The following is a 20,180-nucleotide window of genomic DNA, read 5'->3' as shown; positions in this document are numbered from 1 at the left end:
ATCCCATAGAAAGCAGTCAGTCTCTAGCGTTTTTAATGATTCCGGATAAGGCGTTCAATACAGCTTGTCGTCTGATGCTTTCTCTATCACCTTCAAACTGAAAAAGCTGGCTGACAACCTTGTCAGACTTTCGGGCCCAGCCTATCCAGACAGTACCAACAGGTTTGGTTTCTGTGCCGCCATCGGGACCTGCGATACCTGTTAATGCCACACTGATATCAGCACATGAATTGTTAAGTGCACCCAGTGCCATTTCTTCGGCAACGGTCTGACTCACCGCGCCAAATTGTTGCAGTGAGGTTAATTGAACGCCTAGTTGATCTTGTTTTGCCTGATTGCTGTAGGTGACAAAACCACGTTCAAACCAGCTTGAACTGCCAGCGAGATCAGTACAACATTTCGCTACCCAGCCACCGGTGCAGGATTCCGCTGTTGTTAGCATGAAATGGTTTTTATTTAAGGTTTCAGCGACTTGAATGATTTTTGCTTGCAGTGATGCGTCAGAAATATTTTGCATGATATAAACTATTAAAATGACTCAAAGACAAAATCATACTCCAATGATGCAGCAGTATCTGCGCATCAAAGCAGAACATCCGGACTTTTTGCTGTTCTATCGCATGGGCGACTTTTACGAGTTATTTTTTGATGATGCTCATAAAGCCGCTGAATTGCTTGATATCACACTAACCGCGCGTGGTAGCAGTAATGGTGCGCCGATTCCTATGGCTGGAGTGCCATATCATGCTGCGGATAACTATTTATCCCGGCTTATCAAATTAGGTGAATCGGTTGCTATTTGTGAACAAATAGGGGACCCGGCGACAAGTAAGGGCCCGGTTGAGCGTCAGGTGGTTCGGGTTCTCACCCCAGGAACACTGACAGAAGAAGCGCTGTTAGATAGTCGTAATGAGAATTTGCTGTTAGCCGTCTGTGAAGAAAAAGGCTGTTATGGACTGGCTTATGCAGAAATCAGCAGTGGTCGATTTATGATCAGTGAATTAGATAATGCTGATTTGCTAAAAGCTGAACTGGCCAGATTACAACCGGCAGAAATCTTATTGAGTGAAACATTAACCGCCGGTTTTGATGCGTTTGAAAAACAACTCCGTAAGCTACCTGACTGGCATTTTGAGTTGAAGGCAGCTAAAACAAGATTATGTAAACAGTTCAATACAACTGATCTAAAAGGATTTGGTTGTGATGGACTGGATATCGCAATCCGTGCTGCTGGCTGTCTGGTGAACTATGCGCAGGAAACACATCGAACAGCTTTGCCTCATTTGCGTCAGCTAACGGTCGAGTATTCAAAAGACAGTATCCGACTCGATCCTCAATCACGTAAAAACCTTGAGCTTGAGCGTAATCTGTCGGGTGGACTTGAGAATAGTCTTATCTCGGTACTGGATAAAACAGCAACCCCAATGGGCGCACGTTTATTGAGACGCTGGTTGATGCGTCCCATTCGTGATCAGAAGGTATTAGTTGATAGACAGCAAGTGATTCAGGAATTTTTGGATCATCACAGTTTCAGTGACTGTCACGCTCTAATGAGGTCATTGGGGGATATTGAGCGTATTTTGTCACGTATGGCTTTACGCACGGCCAGACCAAGAGACTTTATGCATATCAGGCGTCTTTTAGAAACCTTGCCTGATTTACGTCGCTTATTAAAATCCAAGCAAAGTACCCATCTCAGACAATTGGATCGTCAACTCGGCACTTTTAGTGAATTATTTGCGTTATTGCAGCAGGCAATGATTGATGAACCACCTGTTTTAATTCGTGATGGTGGCGTTATAAAAGCCGGTTACCACGCTGAATTGGATCGCCTGCGTGATTTACATAAAAACGCCAGTGGTTTTTTAGATGAACTTGAGCGACAAGAACGTCTGCGAACGGGCGTAAATACGCTTAAAGTCGGTTATAACAAAGTGCATGGTTATTTTATCGAGTTGAGCAGAGCTCATGATATTGAATTACCCAATGAATATGTCCGTCGCCAGACATTAAAAAATGCTGAGCGTTATATCACGCCAGAGCTAAAGCAATTTGAAGAGCAAGTACTGAGTGCTAACGAAAAAGCACTGGCATTAGAAAAAGCACTGTATGAGGAGTTATTTGATAAGGTTGAGCCTGAGTTATCCGCTTTATCACAATGTTCCATGTCTTTGGCAGAGCTGGATGTTTTAGCTAATTTGGCTGAGCGGGCTGAAACGCTAGATTATGTTGCGCCACAATTTGTGAATGAAAGCGGCCTTTATATCGAGGCAGGCCGACATCCGGTGGTTGAAGTCTGTCACGATCATCCTTTTTGCGCCAATGATCTGAAATTAACGGCTGAGCAGTCCACATTAATTATTACCGGGCCGAATATGGGCGGGAAGTCGACCTATATGCGACAGACAGCGTTGATTGTCTTAATGGCGCATATGGGAAGTTACGTCCCAGCAACTAAGGCGATTATCGGACCTGTGGACCAGGTTTTTACCCGCATCGGTGCGTCTGATGATCTGGCTTCCGGGCGTTCAACGTTTATGGTTGAGATGAATGAAGCGGCGAATATTCTGAACAATGCCACAAAGCATAGTTTGGTGTTGATGGATGAAATCGGGCGCGGGACTAGTACTTTTGATGGGTTGGCGCTGGCTTGGTCATGTGCAGAAAAACTGATTCGTGATATCGGTGCCTATACCTTATTCGCAACCCATTATTTTGAAATGACACAGCTACCCGAGTTATTTGAACAGGCTAGAAATGTGCATCTTGATGCCATTGAACATGGCGATAAAATTGTTTTTCTTCATCAACTGAAAGAGGGCGCTGCCAGTCAGAGTTATGGATTGCAAGTTGCTCAGCTTGCTGGTGTGCCAGCCGATGTGATTGATGCCGCCAAAGCAAAATTAAAGCAGCTTGAGCAGACACATTATTCAGTTGAAACCTTAGCCGAACAGCCTCAGCAGGATTTATTTACTCAGCATACTGAGCCTTCAGAACTTGAGAAAAAACTGCGGGCAATCAGCCCGGATGAACTAAGCCTAAAACAGGCATTAGATATGCTGTATGAGCTTAGCCAATTAGCCAGAAATTAGTGAAGGTGCTGCTTTTTCTGGTTAACAAAATCCCCTAGTTTTTCTGGACGAGGTGGCATTTGAACATGGAAGCCCTGTGTTTCCAGATTTTTGATAACGGTAACGACATTTTCACGAGCAAGCGGTTTTTCCGGAGATAATTCGAGCTCCATGACAAACTGAGGCTCTCTGCCCATTGAGTTATAGAGTTCTTGAGGTACCTCTGAAAAATCATCTTTTTTGGTGATATACAGATATAACTCTTCTTTTTTAAGGCTTTTGTATATATAGGTTTTCATTTTTATGAGATGGGTGGGTGGTAAATAATTTGCACGACAGTACCGCTCGGATCATAACAATAAAAGCTTCTGGCACCGTCTCTGTGCGTACGTGGCGGGTTACGAATTTCGACATTATTTGCACTGAGAAAATCGAACCAGGCATCAACTTCGTCCATGCTAGGAATAATAAAGCCGATATGATCCAGCTTTTGCTGGTGTGATGGTGCGGGTGGCTCTGCTGCCTGATGTAATGCGAGATTGTCATTACCTGAACTCAGATACACATTTTGCTCATCTGGCCTCCATTCGACATGCATGCCAAGTAATTCGGTATAAAAAAATTCACAAGCGGCAAGGTCATCGACAAACAGAGCAATATGACGCATGCCACCGGTTTTACCTGGTCGTACAAGTTTGTTTTCAGACATGAGTGACTCTTAATTTTTGATTATTCAACTTCAATGATTTCGTAATCATGTGTCACCGTCGCTGTTTTTGCCAACATAATGGTGGCTGAGCAATATTTCTCAGTCGACATTTTGATAGCACGCTCAACAAAGTTGGCTTTTACATTTTTACCAGTGATTTTGTAATGAATATGGATATGGGTGTAAACCTTAGGCGCTTCTTCGCTTCTTTCGCCATTCGCCTCAATCACACAGTCACGAATATCTTGTTGAGACTTTTTCAAAATTTCGATGACATCAAAGGCTGTACATCCAGCCATACCCATCAGTAATAATTCCATCGGACGCATGCCGGTACCATGTCCGCCTGCTTCTTCAGGTCCATCCATTACTACCGTATGGCCTGTTCCAGATTCGCCGAGAAACAAAACATCTTCGACCCATTTCACTCGTGCTTTCATTAAAATGTTTCCTAAAGTTGATAAGTCACTTTAAATTTGACATATTTATCAAATCGCTGAGGGATTATACCCGTTTATGCTGTATTATTGCCCGCAGACTCATTTTTGGATGAATAAATGGACTATCACAGACACAAGGCCATTGAACAGGGATTAGCAGAGTTTTTCCGCTGCTGTCACACAAAAACTTATCCGGCGAAGAATATCATTGTTCGTCCAGGTGATCCGACACATACGCTCTATTATATTCGTGAAGGTTCGGTGAGTGTGTGCATGGAAAATGAGGAAGGCGAGGAGCTTATCGTTGCTTACCTGAATCAGGGCGACTTTATTGGTGAGATAGGCATGTTCTCAGATGTCGGTGAACGTATGGTGACGGTGCGCGCCAGAACCGATGTGCGCACTGAAGAGATTTCCTACCAGCAGATCATGAATCTCTCAAAAACACAGTTGAAAGAATGCTATCCAACACTGTTGTTTACCATTGCAGAACAATTGGCAAAACGTCTGTTATCGACAACTCGTAAAGCCACTGATATGGCATTTCTTGACGTAGCAGGAAGGGTTGAGGCTGCTTTGCACGAGTTAGCCGCTCAGCCAGATGCTATGCGTCATCCTGATGGTATGCAGATTAAAGTCACACGTCAGGAAATCAGCCGCATGGTGGGATGTTCACGTGAAATGGTTGGTCGTGTCCTCAAAGAGTTACAAGACAATGGCTTGTTATGGGCCAAGGGTAAGACGATGATCGTCTATGATGAAGAACATCGTCATAAAAAACCTTTAGTAAAAAAGCTTGGCTAATTCAGCACCTGGATCATCAGCACGCATAAAGGCTTCACCTACCAGGAAACCATTTACGTCATTGTCACGCATTAATTTCACGTCATCACGGGTATGAATGCCACTCTCGGTGATGACGATATGGCCTTGTGGAATACGTTGCAGTAGAGATAGGGTCGTATCCAGCGATGTATCAAATGTTCGAAGATCACGGTTGTTGATACCGATTAAAGGTAGATTCAACACTAACGCACGTTCCAGTTCTTCAAGATCATGCACTTCTACCAGTACATCCATACCTAACTGGATGGCCAACTGGCTGAGCGTTTCTAATTGATTGTCATTCAGTGCGGCGACAATTAATAAAATACAGTCAGCACTGATCGCTCTGGCTTCAAATACCTGATAAGGATCAATAATGAAGTCCTTACGAATCACTGGCAGTGAGCAAGCATTACGCGCTTCTTGTAAAAAAACTTCATGTCCCTGAAAAAAATCACGATCCGTCAACACGGATAAGCAGGCTGCACCGCCTTTTTCATAGCTGACAGCGATATCTTCAGGAATAAAATTCTCTCTGAGCAGCCCTTTACTTGGCGAAGCTTTTTTTACTTCAGCAATGACTGCAGGCTCGTCATTAAGAATTTTTTTGCTGATAGATTCCACAAAGCCACGAACCGGGTTAGCCTGTTCGGCTAATTGTTGCATGATAGCTAATGGAATTTTTGCAGAACGTTCAGCGATTTCCTGCTGTTTTCGTTGCAGGATTTTTAGCAAAATATCGGGTGTATTTTCAGACATAATTTAAGTTCGGCTTGTAACAATTAGGGCATTTAATTTTTGCGTGGCGGCACCCGAGTCAATAACTCGTGCCGCTAGATGGATACCTTCTTCAAGGGAAGGGGAGATGTCCGCCACATAAATGGCGGCACCGGCATTCAAGACCACAATATCACGTGCTGGGCCGGGTTTGCCTTCGAAGACTTCTTTAATCAGAGCCAAACTATCCTGTGCATTGCTGACCGTTAGCGATTCAATAGAATGCTGTTGCATACCAAAATCTTCAGGCTTAATGGTGTAGGTGGTCACCGTACCATTCTTTAGCTCAGCAATATGGGTTTCAGCACCAATACTGATTTCATCAAGACCATCTTCAGCATGCACCACTAACACATGTTGGCTGCCAAGTTTTTGTAACACTTCAGCCATCGGTTTAACCCACTTTTTATCAAACACACCTAACACCTGATGGGCAGCCTGAGCGGGGTTTGTGAGTGGACCTAGCAGGTTGAAAATGGTTCTGACGCCCATCTCACGACGCGGTCCAATCGCATGTTTCATGGCGCCATGGTGTTTTTGTGCAAACATGAAACCAACACCCACTGTTTCTATACAGTGTTTTACCTGTTCCGGACTAAGCTCTAAGTTAACCCCCGCAGCTTCAAGAACATCTGCACTACCCGAACTGCTACTGATGGAACGATTTCCATGTTTGGCAACCTGACAGCCCGCTGCAGCAGCAACAAAAGCACTCGCTGTTGAAACGTTAAATGTACTGGCACCATCACCCCCTGTGCCACAGGTATCGACAACATGTTCGCCGGTGATATGAACGGGTGTTGCCAGGCTTCGCATGACCTCAGCCGCCGCCGCAATTTCGGTGACGGTTTCACCTTTCATTTGCAGGCCAATCAAAAAGCCACCAATCTGTGCTGGTGTCGCATTACCTGTCATGATTTGATTCATCACATCCGACATTTCATCATGACTGAAATCATGGCGCTGGATGAGCTGTTTAATGGCTGCCTGTATATCCATCAAAAGGCCTTATCTTTGCAGGAAATTATTCAATAATTCATGACCTTGCTCGGTCAGGATAGATTCAGGGTGAAACTGCACGCCTTCAATAGGAAGCGTTTTATGCTCAATTCCCATGATCTCATCCAGCTCACCGTCGTCAGTCTGAGTCCAGGCGGTAATATTGAAACAATCCGGCAAATTATATTTACTCACAACTAATGAATGATAACGTGTTGCTTCCAGTGGGTTATTAAGCCCTTTAAACACGCTGGTGTTGTTGTGATAGACCTTAGACGTTTTTCCATGCATTATCTGGCTGGCATGAATGACTTCGCCACCGAACACTTGACCAATTGCCTGATGACCCAGACATACGCCCAGCATGGGTTTTTTCCCCGCAAAGTGTTTGATCACCTCCATGGAAATCCCCGCTTCATTTGGGGTGCAAGGTCCTGGTGACAACACAATTTTGTCTGGATTCATTGCTTCAATTTCAGCAATAGTGATTTTATCGTTACGATGAACAGCCACTTCTTCACCCAGCTCAGCAAAATATTGCACGAGGTTATAGGTAAAAGAGTCATAATTATCAATCATTAACAGCATGTATCTATTCCTAGGTTAGCTTTCTGCATGAGGATTGGCTTCCAATCCTGCTTCCGCCATGGCTACAGCACGAAAGATCGCACGAGCTTTATTCATCGTTTCTTTCCATTCCATTTCAGGTACTGAGTCATACACAATACCTGCACCAGCTTGGATATGAAGCAGATCATTTTTTATGACGGCTGTGCGTATGGCAATCGCGGTATCCATATTGCCTGACCAGGATAAATAACCAACCGCACCGGCATAAACGCCACGTTTTACTGGTTCTAATTCATCAATAATTTCCATTGCCCGCACTTTAGGTGCACCACTGACAGTCCCCGCAGGGAAGGTGGCTCTTAGCGCATCTATGGCTGACATATCATCTAATACCTGGCCGGTGACGTTTGAGACGATATGCATAACGTGAGAATAACGTTCAATCACCATCTTATCAGTCAGTTCAACTGTACCTGTTTTGCTAACTCGGCCAACATCGTTTCGGCCTAAATCAATCAGCATCAGATGTTCAGCCAGCTCCTTGGGATCAGATAACAAATCCTGCTCTAGCGCAATATCTTCTTCTTCATTTTTGCCACGAGGACGAGTGCCGGCAATCGGACGGACAGTGACTTCCTGATCTTCCATGCGCACTAAAATTTCTGGTGATGAACCGACTACATAAAAGTCATCAAGATGCATGTAGAACATGTATGGGGAAGGGTTTAATGTCCGTAACGCCCGGTATAGATCAATCGGTGGTGCACTATAAGGAATGGTCAGGCGCTGAGATAAAACTACTTGCATGATGTCGCCATCGTTAATGTATTGCTTCGCCTTTTCAACAGCATCAGTAAACCCTTGCTGGGTAAAGCCTGATTGAAAGTCTTCTTCGTTGACCTGTTTGTGAACTTTATTCTGTTGGAAGTTCATCGCCGTTTGGCGCAGCGTCTGAGTTAATTCATCCAGTCGCTGTTGCGCGATACGATAAGCATTTTCTGTGTTTGGATCCGCATGAACGATTAAATACAGACGACCACTGAGGTTATCAAAAACGACTAACTCATCCGATACCATCAACAAAATATCAGGGCATTCGAGTGGGTCAGACTCAGGGGCTTTATTCAGTCGGGATTCAACGTAACGTACAGTGTCGTAGCCGAAATAGCCAACCAGACCACCATTAAATTTTGGTAGTGAATCGGTTTCAGCCACTCGATAACGCGTTTGGAATTGTTCTATCCACGCCAGAGGGTCGTTTGCTTGTGCTGTTTCAATAACTTGCCCATCCTGTTCTACCACAATGTCCTTATCACGAACACGGACAATGGTGCGGCAAGGCAGACCAATCATCGAATAACGACCCCATTTTTCACCACCTTGAACAGATTCAAACAGGTAGGAGTAGGGCGCATCAGCCAATTTGAGATAAGCACTTAATGGTGTATCTAAGTCTGCTAAAACTTCCCGTGAGAGAGGGATGCGGTTGTAGCCTTCTGTGGCAAGTTGATCAAATTCTGACTGTTTCATTGCTTCTTTCTAAAAATAAGCTTTCCAGCTCTGCAAAAGTATCTATTACGGTATCGGGTGCAGCTGCAGAAATTGGCTGACCATGATTGTAACCGTAGCTCACGCATATAATGGCAAATCCTGCAGCATTGGCTGCTTTTACATCATTGACGGAATCACCGATCATTAATGCCTTTTCGGGGGTAATCCGAAAGTAATCAACACCATACAGCAATGGTGCTGGATGTGGTTTTTTATGTGGTGTTGTGTCACCACATACCACAAGGTCAAAATAATCTTTCAGACCAAGCTTTTCAAGCAATGGCAGAGTAAATGTTTCGTCCTTGTTAGTGACACATGCTAATTTAATCTGCTTATCTTTAAGCCAATTCAGCCCTTTAAATACATCAGGGTAGACTTGGCTTTTTTCACATGGGAACTGTTGATAATAATCTAAAAACAGCGGTAATGCTTTTTCAAATAGCCCGACATCTGCTTTTTGTTCCATGTCACCTGTTAATGCTCGCTCAACAAGCCGGGGAATACCATTACCTACCCAACTTCTGACATCATTTTCGCTGGCTTTGGCTAATCCTAAACTGCTGAGCATGTGATTGGTTGCATGAGTTAGATCCGGCACGCTGTCAACCAGCGTGCCATCAAGGTCAATAAAGACAACCTCAGGTAAATCTAACTTCATTAAATTAGACGTTAGCTTTAGCTAATTCCTCACGCAGTGCTGCAATCACTGTTTCATAACGGTTAGGGTCGCTGTCTTTTGCCGCACCAAATACTGCAGAACCTGCAACAAAAGTACGCGCACCTGCTTCAGCAATTTCACGGATATTGTTGACGTTAACGCCACCGTCGATTTCTAAGTCAATATCGTAACCGCTTTCATCGATCATTTTGCGTGCTTGGCGTAGTTTTTCCAGTGTGTGTGGAATGAATTTCTGACCACCAAAGCCGGGGTTAACTGACATCAGCAGAATACGGTCAACTTTGTCTAAAACATGTTCAGCCAGTGAAAGAGGCGTCGCCGGGTTGAATACCAAACCGGTTTTACAGCCTTCGCTTTTCACTAATTGCAGACTACGATCAATATGTTCTGAGGCTTCCGGGTGGAATGTGATGAAGGTGGCGCCAGCTTGAGCAAAGTCAGGGATGATGCGGTCGACGGGTTTCACCATCAAATGTACGTCGATTTCATGGGTGACACCATGTTTCCGTAATGCATCACACACTAATGGACCAATAGTCAGGTTCGGTACATAGTGGTTATCCATTACGTCAAAGTGCACAATATCAGCACCTGAAGCAAGAACGTTATCTACTTCTTCACCCAGACGAGCAAAGTCAGCAGACAGGATTGAAGGGGCAATTTTGAATTCAGCCATGATTGTCTCTCTTAAATCGAATAATAAAAACGTGCATGTAAACCTGATACTTTACCGTATCGGCTTTCTTTTTTCAGCTTTTGAAATCAATAGGCTGAGATTATACTGGAGCGAGAAATCATGAGATGGAGTTGGACTTGCGAAAACTGCTGAAATTTATCGCTTTGCTGACGATGGGAAGTTATCTGCTACTGGCCTATGCTGCGGATGATGCAGAAGAGCCTAGCCAAGGTGATGAAAAGGAAACGGTCACCGAAGAAAATTCTCCGATTATGCTGCGTGAGCAGGGGAATGTTGAGGGGTATGTATCACTAACTGTCAGTGAGCAACCAATAGCGGCGACATATATGCCGGATAGTCTGGGTAAAGTCGCTGGTAAAGTCTTGATTCTGCCTGGCCGCGGTCAGGATATTGATAGTGACGGTGTTATTCATACACTCAGAATCGGATTGACTAAAGCCGGCTGGTCTACGATGACAGTGGCGATGCATTATGAGCTGACACCGAATATTTATCTTGTACCTTCAGATGCGGATAAAAAGCCAGAGACGGATTCTGCAGAAACAACAGCGACGGAGCCGACTACTGAAGACACGACACAGCAACAGCCTGCTGATGAAAACGCAGCAGCACCATCCGAATCCGGCACTGAGACTCCGGCAGCGGAAGGGGATGAGAAAAAAGAGGACGCAGAGCAAGCTCCTTATGTCGTGACAAATGAAGCTCGCATTGCAGCTGCGATAAGTTATCTAGCTGAAAAGCAGGAGACTGGCCCCACTATTCTTATAGGCTTTGGTGAGGCGGTTGAGTGGGTCAATGACAGCTTTTCTATGGCCAATGGCGAGGTGGGCATTATTTGGATTGATGCCAGTATGAATCAAGTCGAACCCATTAAAGTGAAAGCCATTCTTGATTTGATTTCAGACTTTCCTGCTCGACAAAATACTAATGCTATTCAACGTCGGGCTGAAATGATAAAAGCTCAGGCGATGAACTATGAACAACGAAGAATTGTGACGACCAGTCCAAACTTTTATGGCGTAGAGACCAATGTGCTTGGTATTGTCCGTGGCTGGTTGCACAAACATTTTATCGCCAAGGACGATACGTGATGCGAATTTACGGTGATGGAAACCTTATCCATCAAGCAGTTTCTGATGATGGTTTAATTGAAGTGGTTGATAGTGGTAATACACGATCATTACATTTCGGTACTTTTCCCAGACAGAGTTCCATGCGACTTAATCAACCGCATTATCTGGAGCTTAGTTACACTCAGGCCATGATGGGGTGTTTATTACTCAATCCTAATCCACAAAGGGTGTTGGTGATTGGTCTGGGTGGAGGCTCGTTGGTGAAGTTCCTGTTGCATCATTTTCCGGATTGCTATGTTGATGTAGTTGAGTATCGTCAGGATGTGGTGGAAGTGGCACAGTCATTTTTTCAGGTCCCGGTCGATAACCCCAACTTAAATATCAACCTTGGTGATGGTTATCTTTATGTCAATCAATGTTTTTATCAAACGGATTTTAGCTATGATCTGATTCTGGTTGATGCCTATGATCAAAATGGCATGGCAGCCAGTGTTGGCGTTCAGGCTTTTTTTGATGCCTGTTCAGGCATTCTGACAGACAATGGTGTGTTAAGTATTAATCTGTGGGGAAGTGAACGTGCCTTGTTTAACTCAACCATGGAAAGAATTAATGAGAGCTTTCAACAGCGTGCTATGATTCTGCCGGTTGAGAATAAGGGCAATGTCATTGCTTTAGCCACCAAGTTTAATGTGGAAAATGCGTATCTGAAAAAATTGCGCCAGCAAGTCAATAGTTTAGAAATGGTGTATCAAATTAACTTACCACGATCATTACAAAATCTCATCAGACAAAACCGAAACTTTATTCATCGTTTATTCGCGATTTAATATTGGCTTTGTGTGAGAGGGGTTATCAGTCAGTCATTAGCGTATAGAGGTTTCATGAACAAGTGGGTTTTGCCGGTATTGTTGACTCTGTTTTTATATCAACAAGTGAGCTGGGCTGATGATGCATACAAGATTGTGATTAAACGATCTGAAAACAAATTACTGATTGAAAAAAACGATAAAGTCATTCGTTCATATCATGCCGCAATAGGTAGTGGTGGCAGAAAAGCAAAACAGATGGAAGGCGATCGGCGCACGCCAATGGGTATTTATCATATCGTTGATATTAAAGACAGTGACCGATTCCATTTGTTTTTACAACTTGACTATCCCAGTGTCAGGGATGCGATCAATGGTTTGAAAGCCGGACATATTAAAAAATCGCAATATCGCAGAATTCTTGATGCGCATATTTTTGGTGGTATTCCGCCACAAAATACTGCGCTCGGTGGTGTGATCGGTATTCATGGCATTGGTGTTGAAACCAAAGACAAACTTGAGATTCATCAGATGGCGAACTGGACTCAAGGCTGTATTGCGCTCAGAAATAAAGAAATTGATGAGATATTGAAGTTTGTCGGCGTGGGCACAGAAGTCAAAATCATGGAATAAAACCTGATTAAAATTGTCGGATATGCATCTGAATTTGCTAGAATATCAACGTTTATCGCTTTTATTCTTCTGGGGTCCACATGCAATCCGCGCCTGATCTGTTTTCCTACCGTAAATTCTGGGCACACCGTTTTGGTATCGCGCCCGAATTACCTATGACCCGAGAGGAAATGGATGCGCTGGGCTGGGACTCTTGTGACATTATCATTGTGACGGGTGACGCCTATGTAGACCATCCGAGTTTTGGTATGGCGCTGATAGGGCGTTTATTAGAATCACATGGTTTTCGCGTTGGTATTATTTCTCAGCCCGATTGGACCGGCACCGACGATTTCACCAAACTAGGTAAACCGAATCTGTTCTTTGGCGTCACTGGCGGTAATATGGATTCTATGGTCAACCGTTATACTTCTGACCGTAAGATACGCAGTAATGATGCATACACCGCAGGTGGTTCAGGCGGAAAACGACCTGATAGAAGCGTCGTGGTTTACAGCCAACGTTGTCAGGAAGCCTACAAAGGCGTGCCCGTGATTATCGGTGGTATTGAAGCCAGCTTGCGCCGTATTGCCCATTATGACTACTGGTCTGAGAAAGTCCGCCGCAGTGTCATTATGGATTCTAAAGCTGATCTTTTGGTTTACGGCAATGGCGAAAGACAAGTGGTGGAAATTGCTCATCGTCTCGCTGCAGGTGAACCTGTCAGTGATTTGACCGACATTCGTGGCACCGCCTATACCAAAAAGCATGAACAGCGTCCGGGCTGGTGGGAGAAAGATTCTACTTTGGTGGATACTCCGGGGAAACTCAATCCGCCTATTGATCCTTATCAGATGCAAACTGAAGAAAGTTGTGCAGATGAAAAAGCCAAAACAGAACAAAATAAACCGGCTGAAAATACCAATGTTATTAAAATTCATCGGGTTTCACCGCGAAATGCTGAACGTACTGTAATACGGTTGCCTGCCTACAATGCAGTGAAAGATGATCCGGTTACCTATGCCCATACTTCACGTATTTTGCATCTGGAAACCAACCCCGGTAACGCGCTGGCTCTAGTACAGCAACATGGCAATCAGGATGTCTGGTTAAACCCACCGCCGATACCGTTAACCACAGCCGAAATGGATGCTGTGTTTGATTTACCTTATAGCCGTGTACCGCATAGTGGTTATGGCAAGATGACCATTCCCGCCTACGATATGATCCGTTTTTCCGTCAACATCATGCGCGGCTGTTTTGGTGGCTGTACATTCTGTTCTATTACCGAACATGAAGGACGTATTATTCAGAGTCGTTCTGAAGACTCCATCATCAGAGAAGTAGAAGCGATCCGTGATACAACACCCGGTTTTACCGGTGTGATTTCTGATTTGGGTGGTCCAACGGCCAATATGTATCGTCTAGCCTGTAATGATCCTCAAATTGAGGCTAGTTGTCGTCGTTTGTCGTGTGTATTCCCGGGCGTGTGTAAAAATCTGAATACTGATCACACGCCTTTGATTAGTCTATACAAGCGCGCCAGATCATTACCCGGCATTAAAAAGATTTTGATTGCTTCAGGTTTGCGATATGACCTGGCGGTTTTATCACCAGAGTATGTCAAAGAGTTGGTGACGCATCATGTGGGCGGCTATCTCAAAATTGCACCGGAGCATACTGAAGAAGGTCCGCTGCAACAAATGATGAAACCCGGCATCGGCACTTACGATAAATTCAAACAGATGTTTGATAAATATTCGAAAGAAGCAGGTAAAGAGCAGTATTTGATTCCATATTTTATCGCTGCACATCCAGGCACAACGGATAAGGATATGATGAATCTGGCACTTTGGTTGAAACGCAATGGTTTTAGAGCCGATCAGGTTCAGGCCTATTTACCTTCGCCAATGTCAGCCGCTGCGGCCATGTATCACTCGGGCAAGAACACCTTGCATAAAGTAAGACGTAACGGTGGTGATATTGAAGTCCCGAAAGGGTTGAAAGTGCGTCGATTGCACAAAGCTTTTCTTCGTTATCACGATCCTGAAAACTGGCCAATGTTACGTGAAGCATTAAAAAACATGGGGCGTGCAGATTTGATCGGTAATGGCAAAAAACATTTGATCCCCAGTTGGCAGCCTGCTGGCACCGGAGAAAATGGTGAAGGCCGCCGTGTTACGCGTAAGGCAAAAAATGTACAAAGTTTTCGCACTCAGCATACAAGACCGGGAAAAACCAAAGTCAAAGCCAAAAGACGTCAGCGCTAATAAAAAATATTATTATTTGAGAAACATTTTTAATTGACCGTGGTCAATGTGCCTATCACCAATTTTTAATAGGGACATTAATGAAATCGAAGCAGAGTTCTCGTTATGACTTTTTATCGATTTTTCTTCATTGGCTAGTCGCAGTTTTTATTATTGGCCTGTTTGCATCTGGCCTGTGGATGGTCGATCTTGGTTACTACGATGATTGGTATTATCAGGCTCCCTGGTGGCATAAAGGTATTGGCGTTGTAACGGCCATACTGATTGTTTCGCGCTGGGCTTGGAGCCTGTTTCGTCAGCCTCCTGCTGCCATTTCCTCTATTCCTTATTGGCAACATCTCGTTGCAAAAATTACACATCAAGCCATGAATATCGTGGCGTTGATTATTGTTATCAGTGGCTATGTCATGGTCACAGCTAAAGGTGATGGCCTCTCTGTTTTTGATTGGTTCACGATTCCCGCAATCATTTCAAACAAACCCGCTTGGGTAGATCCGGCGGGGGCAATTCATTTATGGGCTGCGTATTTTCTGATTGCGATGGCAACAGTCCATGCTCTGGCTGCAATTAAACATCACTTTATCGATAGAGACTCAACGCTCAAGCAGATGCTTGGCATCAAATAAAACCAGGAGAAAAAAATGAGACAGACGCTTTTAGCAACATCACTATTAGGATTGTCAGCGATAATGCCTGCTTATGCGGCAGATTATGTGATTGATACTGAAAAAGCCCACGCTTTTATTGATTTCCGTATTCAGCATTTAGGCTACAGCTGGATGAGTGGACGTTTTAATGATTTTTCTGGCACGTTTTCTTATGATGCAGAAAAACCGGAAGCATCAAAAGTGGATGTAGATATTGATGTGACCAGTGTTGATACTAACTTTGCCGAGCGTGATAAACATCTACGTGAACGCTTTCTGGAAACGGATAAATTTCCTAAGGCCAGCTTCAAATCTACTTCATTTAAACAGCAGGATGATGGCAGTTTAATGGTCACGGGTGACTTTACCTTACACGGCGTGACCCATGAATTGAGCTTCCCTGTCCAAAAAGTAGGAGAAGGCGCCGATCCATGGGGTGGTTACCGTGCCGGTTTTGTTGGTGAAACTGAATTTACTATTTCTGACTACGGCATTAATGTTGATATGTTAGGTCCATCATCACAGGTAGTGTATTTAACTTTGTCGATTGAAGGCATTAAACAATAAGTCAGATTTGTTTGGCGAGGTTATAAAGCCTGTCAAATTCTTCAGATAAGCTGCTTGCTGGTACAGAACGTCCCGCGCGTTGGTACCAGTAAGCAGCATTTCCTTTGTCGCCTTCAACATAATGAAGATAACCATGAATCATGCAGGCAAAACTATCTTCATAGTTTTGAATGAGTCTGTGAGCACCGTTCCAATCGCCTTGTGCGGCCAATTCCAATGCTTGTAAATGTTGTATAGCCATTGCCAACCTCCAGAAAAGTTTGACAATAGCTATGCTATAACAGATTGAATTGAATGAAAATTCTAGTTGCTTCCGATAAGCGTCAACAAGCCAGCAACAAAGGCAAACGGGGAGGTGACGATGACAAATATCAGTTTGCCAATTTCGCGTAATACATAAATCGCATCAATGAATAAAGCCATGATTTACTCCGTTGAATCTGATTGTATGCATTATAATGCGCGATTGTGACACTCAAATGACCGGCTAATTAAGCACCTATGAATATTCTCGCACTCGATACCTGCACAGAAATGTGTTCTGTCGCCATCTTAAAAAATGGTGAACTGTTTGAACAATCGCTTCTAACTCAACGAGGTCATTCAGAAAAAATACTAGGTATGCTGGATGAGATTTTGTCCCAGGCGGATTGTGGCCTTGCTGATATGGATTGTATTGCTTTTGGCCGCGGGCCTGGTTCATTTACCGGCGTTCGCGTTGGTGTCAGTGTCGCTCAGGGAATTGCTTTTGCGTCTAAATTGCCAGTCGTACCCGTTTCAACCTTAGCCGCCGTCGCGCAGCGTGCAATTGATGAACATGGTGCTAATTATATTGCCGTGGCAATGGATGCACGTATGCAGGAAGTCTACAGCGCTACATATCAATCTGTTGATGGTCTGGCTGAGTTAACAGGAGAGGAAAGAGTATGTTTGCCTGAGCTGATTTGCTTGGACAATGATTCATCTTTTTTTGCTGCCGGTAGCGGTTGGAAAGAGTATGAAACGTCTATGACAACAAAGTTCTCCGGTCAAATTCATGGCATGGATAATCAGCTGTTACCGACAGCTGCTGCCATTGCAAAACTGGCTGTAAAGCAGATTGAAAATGGTCATACTTTAGCTGCGGAACAGGCTATGCCCGTTTACCTTCGCGATAATGTCGCCAAGAAAAAAGGTGAACAGTGATGGTGAAAAAGCAAGACACTATCTACGCTGCACCATTAGAACAAATGGTGGATTTCCGTTTTGATGAAAAAGTGGTCGATGTCTTCCCTGATATGATTCAGCGTTCGGTACCTGGCTATGCAACACTGATATCTAACATCGGCATTCTTGCGGCAAAGTATGCTGTAGATAATAGCCATTGTTATGATTTGGGCTGTTCACTTGGTGCCGTGACTTTATCGATGCGGCAGCGGATAAAAAAACAGAATTGCCAGATTATTGCCGTTGATAACTCGCCTGCCATGATTGAAAAAGCACATCACATATTGCTGGCCGACAAGGCCTCTGATATTGGTGTTCAACTGGTTTGTGAAGATATCGCTGATACGGTCATTGAAAATGCTTCCGTAGTGGTAATGAATTTCACCTTACAGTTTATTCCATTGGCGCAACGCCAGACATTAATCAATCAAATTTATAAGGGTTTAAAACCCGGTGGCATATTAATTCTGTCAGAGAAATTGGCATTTGCTGATACCAACATTAACCAGTTTCATATTGATGCCCATCATGATTTCAAGCGGGCGAATGGGTATAGCGATATGGAAATTAGTCAGAAAAGAACAGCCCTTGAAAATGTGTTAATACCTGAGTCACTAGAACAACATCAGCAGCGTTTACGTGCTGCCGGATTTGGTTTTACTGAAAAATGGTATCAATGTTTTAACTTTGTCTCGATGGTTGCCATAAAGTGATATACCAGCCTTTATATGAATATCTCGATGCCGCTGGATTACAGGGTTGGCGTCAGACATTAGAACAACAAATCAATCAGAAATTAGCTGAAGAAACGCACGGCAAAATGCCTTTATGGCAAGACGCACTTGCAGCATTACCGATGATCACGCCCAGTCAGGTCGAGTTACAGTCAGAAGTCAGAATCGGTCAGCAAAAAGATTTGAATGGCGTTGATGTTGACGAGCTGAAAACTTGTTTGAAAGCGTTTCATCCCTGGCGTAAAGGTCCTTATCAGTTTTTTGATATTCACATTAATACGGAGTGGCGATCTGACTGGAAATGGGACAGGGTATTACCGCATATCAGTCCATTAGCTGGCCGACGCGTATTAGATGTGGGTGGTGGCAATGGTTATCACGGCTGGAGAATGTTAGGCGAGGGGGCTGAGTTTGTCATGGGCATTGATCCAACGCTGGTTTTCACCATGCAATATCATGTCATGCAACGTTATATCGCCAATAATAAACACTTCGTTGTTCCTATCGGTATAGAGCATATGCCGGAAAAACTGGCCTGGTTTGATACCGTATTTTCCATGGGGGTGTTATATCACCGGCGCTCCCCGTTAACTCATCTTATGGAGTTACGTGATTGCCTGAAGCCGGGTGGTGAGTTGGTGTTGGAAACGCTGATTATTGATGGCCCTGAGGGCATGAGTCTGATTCCAGAGTCACGTTATGCCAAGATGCGAAATGTCTGGTTCATCCCCAGTAGCGAGACCATGATGGTGTGGTTAAAAAAATGCGGTTTTAAAGAGGTGCGTTGCGTCGATGAAAATGTCACGTCACTCGATGAGCAACGAAGCACTGAATGGATGACATTTGAGTCACTGAAAGACTTTCTTGACCCGAATGATCTTACAAAAACAATAGAAGGGTATCAGGCTCCCAAACGTGGTGTATTTATCGCTAAAGCACCTTAGAGGGCTGTAGCACCTGAGGTGATGGATATCCATTGGCCATTGCTGTTTTTGCAGGCATCCAATGATTTTGTCTCAGTTTGATCGTCTTTTTTGATGACAAGATCATAGGCCAGACATGGGTAGTGACCATACGAGTAATGATGATCAATGATGATTTCATAAGCTGTGCCAGTCACTTCATTTTTCCAAAAGTGGCTTTTACCAATGGTTTCTGTCGACAGAATTTTCTGTGTTTGTTGCAGGTCATGTGTTGTCATCGCCGTGTCGGTATCAATACCGGCCTCGACACCTGCTAACAAATCTAACGACGCTTCTGTGCTGGTAACTATGCTCACCAGGCTGATACTGACTATGCCTAATAAATAGAGCCGTTTGTTAGAAAACATAGACATCCGTAACTGGAGTAGAAAAACGTTATTTAAACATGAGCGATTAACTCGTTGGTATGGAGTTAATACAATTTATAAATAACAGGGTTAATTTCTTAAAAAGCCGAGTATATCCCTATCAAATTGTTTATAACAACTGTCATCTCATTATCAGCGACTGCAAACGCCACTTAATAAACGAATGGCCATATCCACATCATAGGTCATTATGTGATGAGAACGTAAAAAACGTTGCTGAACCTGGTAGGCTTCACGTTCGAGTAGCATTCGTTGTTTGCAGTCTGGCTCTTCAATAACGGCATCATGCTGATATTGAAGGAAATGCACCATTTCATGAACGATATATCCTTGAGCAATCATGCTATCTTTAGTCAGCTTATCATCATAAAAAATCGTATTTTTTTTATCGTCATAATAAGCCAGAGCATTACATTCTTTACCCTCACATAAAGTATCTATTAACTGCTGATGATTAACGGCTTCAATTAAGGGGTGTTGTTCTGGCATATCATACTGACTAAAGTTAACGGCCATTAACAGTAGTGTTCCAATAATTTCTTGCATAACATCGTCCTTGTCAGCATGTTAAATATACGACTAGCGCTTTTAGAAAC

24 protein-coding genes are annotated in these 20,180 nt (G+C 43.8%); 11 read left to right on the top strand and 13 right to left on the bottom strand.

The window, feature by feature from the left end:
* Positions 1-16: 16 nt before the first annotated feature.
* Entirely contained in the window at positions 17-517 is a 501-nt protein-coding gene (pncC, locus tag MAMP_RS07420; RefSeq protein WP_007145404.1) for a nicotinamide-nucleotide amidase, read from the bottom strand.
* 16 nt (positions 518-533) lie between these two features.
* On the opposite strand from pncC, the gene mutS reads away from it, so the two are divergent.
* On the top strand, positions 534-3,092 hold the full coding sequence (mutS, locus tag MAMP_RS07415; protein WP_040576235.1) for a DNA mismatch repair protein MutS: 2,559 nt from the start codon (positions 534-536) through the stop codon (positions 3,090-3,092).
* Here mutS and MAMP_RS07410 read toward each other — a convergent pair.
* From MAMP_RS07410 to MAMP_RS07400, 3 genes are read right to left on the bottom strand one after another with little or no spacing between them, the layout of a single operon-like run.
* Positions 3,089-3,370 carry a YcgL domain-containing protein gene (locus tag MAMP_RS07410; protein WP_007145402.1) on the bottom strand — a complete coding sequence of 94 codons (282 nt, stop codon included), beginning with the start codon at positions 3,368-3,370 and terminating at the stop codon, positions 3,089-3,091. The two genes, mutS and MAMP_RS07410, sit on opposite strands and share 4 nt — an antisense overlap.
* 2 nt (positions 3,371-3,372) lie before the next feature.
* Positions 3,373-3,780, bottom strand: a complete 408-nt coding sequence (locus tag MAMP_RS07405) for a VOC family protein (protein ID WP_007145401.1) — start codon at positions 3,778-3,780, stop codon at positions 3,373-3,375.
* A gap of 20 nt (positions 3,781-3,800) precedes the next feature.
* On the bottom strand, positions 3,801-4,220 hold the full coding sequence (locus MAMP_RS07400) for an OsmC family protein (protein WP_007145400.1): 420 nt from the start codon (positions 4,218-4,220) through the stop codon (positions 3,801-3,803).
* Positions 4,221-4,337: 117 nt separating this feature from the next.
* Between MAMP_RS07400 and crp the strand changes: the two genes are divergently transcribed.
* Entirely contained in the window at positions 4,338-5,024 is a 687-nt protein-coding gene (crp, locus tag MAMP_RS07395; RefSeq protein ID WP_007145399.1) for a cAMP-activated global transcriptional regulator CRP, read from the top strand.
* On the opposite strand, the gene trpC is transcribed toward crp, so the two are convergent.
* From trpC to rpe, 6 genes are read right to left on the bottom strand one after another with little or no spacing between them, the layout of a single operon-like run.
* Positions 5,004-5,804, bottom strand: coding sequence for an indole-3-glycerol phosphate synthase TrpC (gene trpC / locus MAMP_RS07390; RefSeq protein WP_007145398.1), 801 nt, complete (start codon positions 5,802-5,804; stop codon positions 5,004-5,006). The genes crp and trpC overlap by 21 nt on opposite strands.
* A gap of 3 nt (positions 5,805-5,807) precedes the next feature.
* Positions 5,808-6,821 carry an anthranilate phosphoribosyltransferase gene (gene trpD, locus MAMP_RS07385; RefSeq protein ID WP_007145397.1) on the bottom strand — a complete coding sequence of 338 codons (1,014 nt, stop codon included), beginning with the start codon at positions 6,819-6,821 and terminating at the stop codon, positions 5,808-5,810.
* 9 nt (positions 6,822-6,830) lie between these two features.
* Positions 6,831-7,409, bottom strand: a complete 579-nt coding sequence (locus tag MAMP_RS07380; RefSeq protein ID WP_007145396.1) for an anthranilate synthase component II — start codon at positions 7,407-7,409, stop codon at positions 6,831-6,833.
* Between the two features lie 15 nt (positions 7,410-7,424).
* On the bottom strand, positions 7,425-8,921 hold the full coding sequence (trpE, locus tag MAMP_RS07375; protein ID WP_007145395.1) for an anthranilate synthase component I: 1,497 nt from the start codon (positions 8,919-8,921) through the stop codon (positions 7,425-7,427).
* A complete protein-coding gene (locus tag MAMP_RS07370; RefSeq protein WP_007145394.1) occupies positions 8,902-9,600 on the bottom strand; it encodes a phosphoglycolate phosphatase in 699 nt (232 codons plus the stop codon). The genes trpE and MAMP_RS07370 overlap by 20 nt, the downstream gene beginning before the upstream one ends.
* 4 nt (positions 9,601-9,604) lie before the next feature.
* Complete coding sequence (gene rpe / locus MAMP_RS07365; RefSeq protein ID WP_007145393.1) at positions 9,605-10,297, bottom strand: ribulose-phosphate 3-epimerase; 693 nt, start codon at positions 10,295-10,297, stop codon at positions 9,605-9,607.
* Between the two features lie 137 nt (positions 10,298-10,434).
* Here rpe and MAMP_RS07360 point away from each other — a divergent pair, with 137 nt between their 5' ends.
* The 6 genes from MAMP_RS07360 to MAMP_RS07335 all read left to right on the top strand — a co-directional run bounded on the left by MAMP_RS07360 (position 10,435) and on the right by MAMP_RS07335 (position 16,293).
* Positions 10,435-11,409: a DUF3530 family protein gene (locus tag MAMP_RS07360; protein WP_158005158.1), complete on the top strand. Its 975-nt coding sequence runs from the start codon at positions 10,435-10,437 to the stop codon at positions 11,407-11,409.
* Positions 11,409-12,218, top strand: coding sequence for a spermine/spermidine synthase domain-containing protein (locus MAMP_RS07355; protein ID WP_007145391.1), 810 nt, complete (start codon positions 11,409-11,411; stop codon positions 12,216-12,218). The genes MAMP_RS07360 and MAMP_RS07355 overlap by 1 nt, the downstream gene beginning before the upstream one ends.
* Positions 12,219-12,272: 54 nt before the next feature.
* Positions 12,273-12,830 (top strand): L,D-transpeptidase family protein, encoded by a 558-nt coding sequence (locus tag MAMP_RS07350; RefSeq protein ID WP_007145390.1) that lies wholly within the window; start codon positions 12,273-12,275, stop codon positions 12,828-12,830.
* Between the two features lie 80 nt (positions 12,831-12,910).
* Positions 12,911-15,079, top strand: coding sequence for a YgiQ family radical SAM protein (locus MAMP_RS07345; protein WP_007145389.1), 2,169 nt, complete (start codon positions 12,911-12,913; stop codon positions 15,077-15,079).
* A gap of 80 nt (positions 15,080-15,159) precedes the next feature.
* Positions 15,160-15,705, top strand: a complete 546-nt coding sequence (locus MAMP_RS07340) for a cytochrome b (RefSeq protein WP_007145388.1) — start codon at positions 15,160-15,162, stop codon at positions 15,703-15,705.
* Positions 15,706-15,720: 15 nt separating this feature from the next.
* Positions 15,721-16,293 carry a YceI family protein gene (locus MAMP_RS07335; protein ID WP_007145387.1) on the top strand — a complete coding sequence of 191 codons (573 nt, stop codon included), beginning with the start codon at positions 15,721-15,723 and terminating at the stop codon, positions 16,291-16,293.
* A 1-nt stretch (position 16,294) separates the two neighbouring features.
* Here MAMP_RS07335 and MAMP_RS07330 read toward each other — a convergent pair whose 3' ends face one another.
* On the bottom strand, positions 16,295-16,534 hold the full coding sequence (locus MAMP_RS07330) for a hypothetical protein (protein ID WP_007145386.1): 240 nt from the start codon (positions 16,532-16,534) through the stop codon (positions 16,295-16,297).
* 260 nt (positions 16,535-16,794) lie between these two features.
* Between MAMP_RS07330 and tsaB the strand changes: the two genes are divergently transcribed.
* From tsaB to cmoB, 3 genes are read left to right on the top strand one after another with little or no spacing between them, the layout of a single operon-like run.
* Positions 16,795-17,478, top strand: coding sequence for a tRNA (adenosine(37)-N6)-threonylcarbamoyltransferase complex dimerization subunit type 1 TsaB (tsaB, locus tag MAMP_RS07325; protein ID WP_007145384.1), 684 nt, complete (start codon positions 16,795-16,797; stop codon positions 17,476-17,478).
* Entirely contained in the window at positions 17,478-18,212 is a 735-nt protein-coding gene (gene cmoA, locus MAMP_RS07320) for a carboxy-S-adenosyl-L-methionine synthase CmoA (RefSeq protein ID WP_007145383.1), read from the top strand. Before tsaB ends, cmoA begins: the two co-directional genes overlap by 1 nt.
* Positions 18,209-19,177: a tRNA 5-methoxyuridine(34)/uridine 5-oxyacetic acid(34) synthase CmoB gene (gene cmoB, locus MAMP_RS07315; protein WP_007145382.1), complete on the top strand. Its 969-nt coding sequence runs from the start codon at positions 18,209-18,211 to the stop codon at positions 19,175-19,177. The genes cmoA and cmoB overlap by 4 nt, the downstream gene beginning before the upstream one ends.
* Here the strand turns inward: cmoB and MAMP_RS07310 are convergent.
* Together MAMP_RS07310 and MAMP_RS07305 are read right to left on the bottom strand one after the other, a co-directional pair.
* Positions 19,174-19,563, bottom strand: a complete 390-nt coding sequence (locus MAMP_RS07310) for a hypothetical protein (protein ID WP_007145381.1) — start codon at positions 19,561-19,563, stop codon at positions 19,174-19,176. The two genes, cmoB and MAMP_RS07310, sit on opposite strands and share 4 nt — an antisense overlap.
* A 153-nt stretch (positions 19,564-19,716) precedes the next feature.
* A complete protein-coding gene (locus MAMP_RS07305) occupies positions 19,717-20,130 on the bottom strand; it encodes a DUF6782 family putative metallopeptidase (protein WP_007145380.1) in 414 nt (137 codons plus the stop codon).
* Positions 20,131-20,180: the final 50 nt, after the last annotated feature.

It is taken from the genome of Methylophaga thalassica MP (assembly GCF_000214595.1).
Lineage (GTDB): Bacteria > Pseudomonadota > Gammaproteobacteria > Nitrosococcales > Methylophagaceae > Methylophaga > Methylophaga thalassica.
Note: the sequence above shows the minus strand (reverse complement) of the source record. Positions and strands in the feature narration are given on the sequence as shown.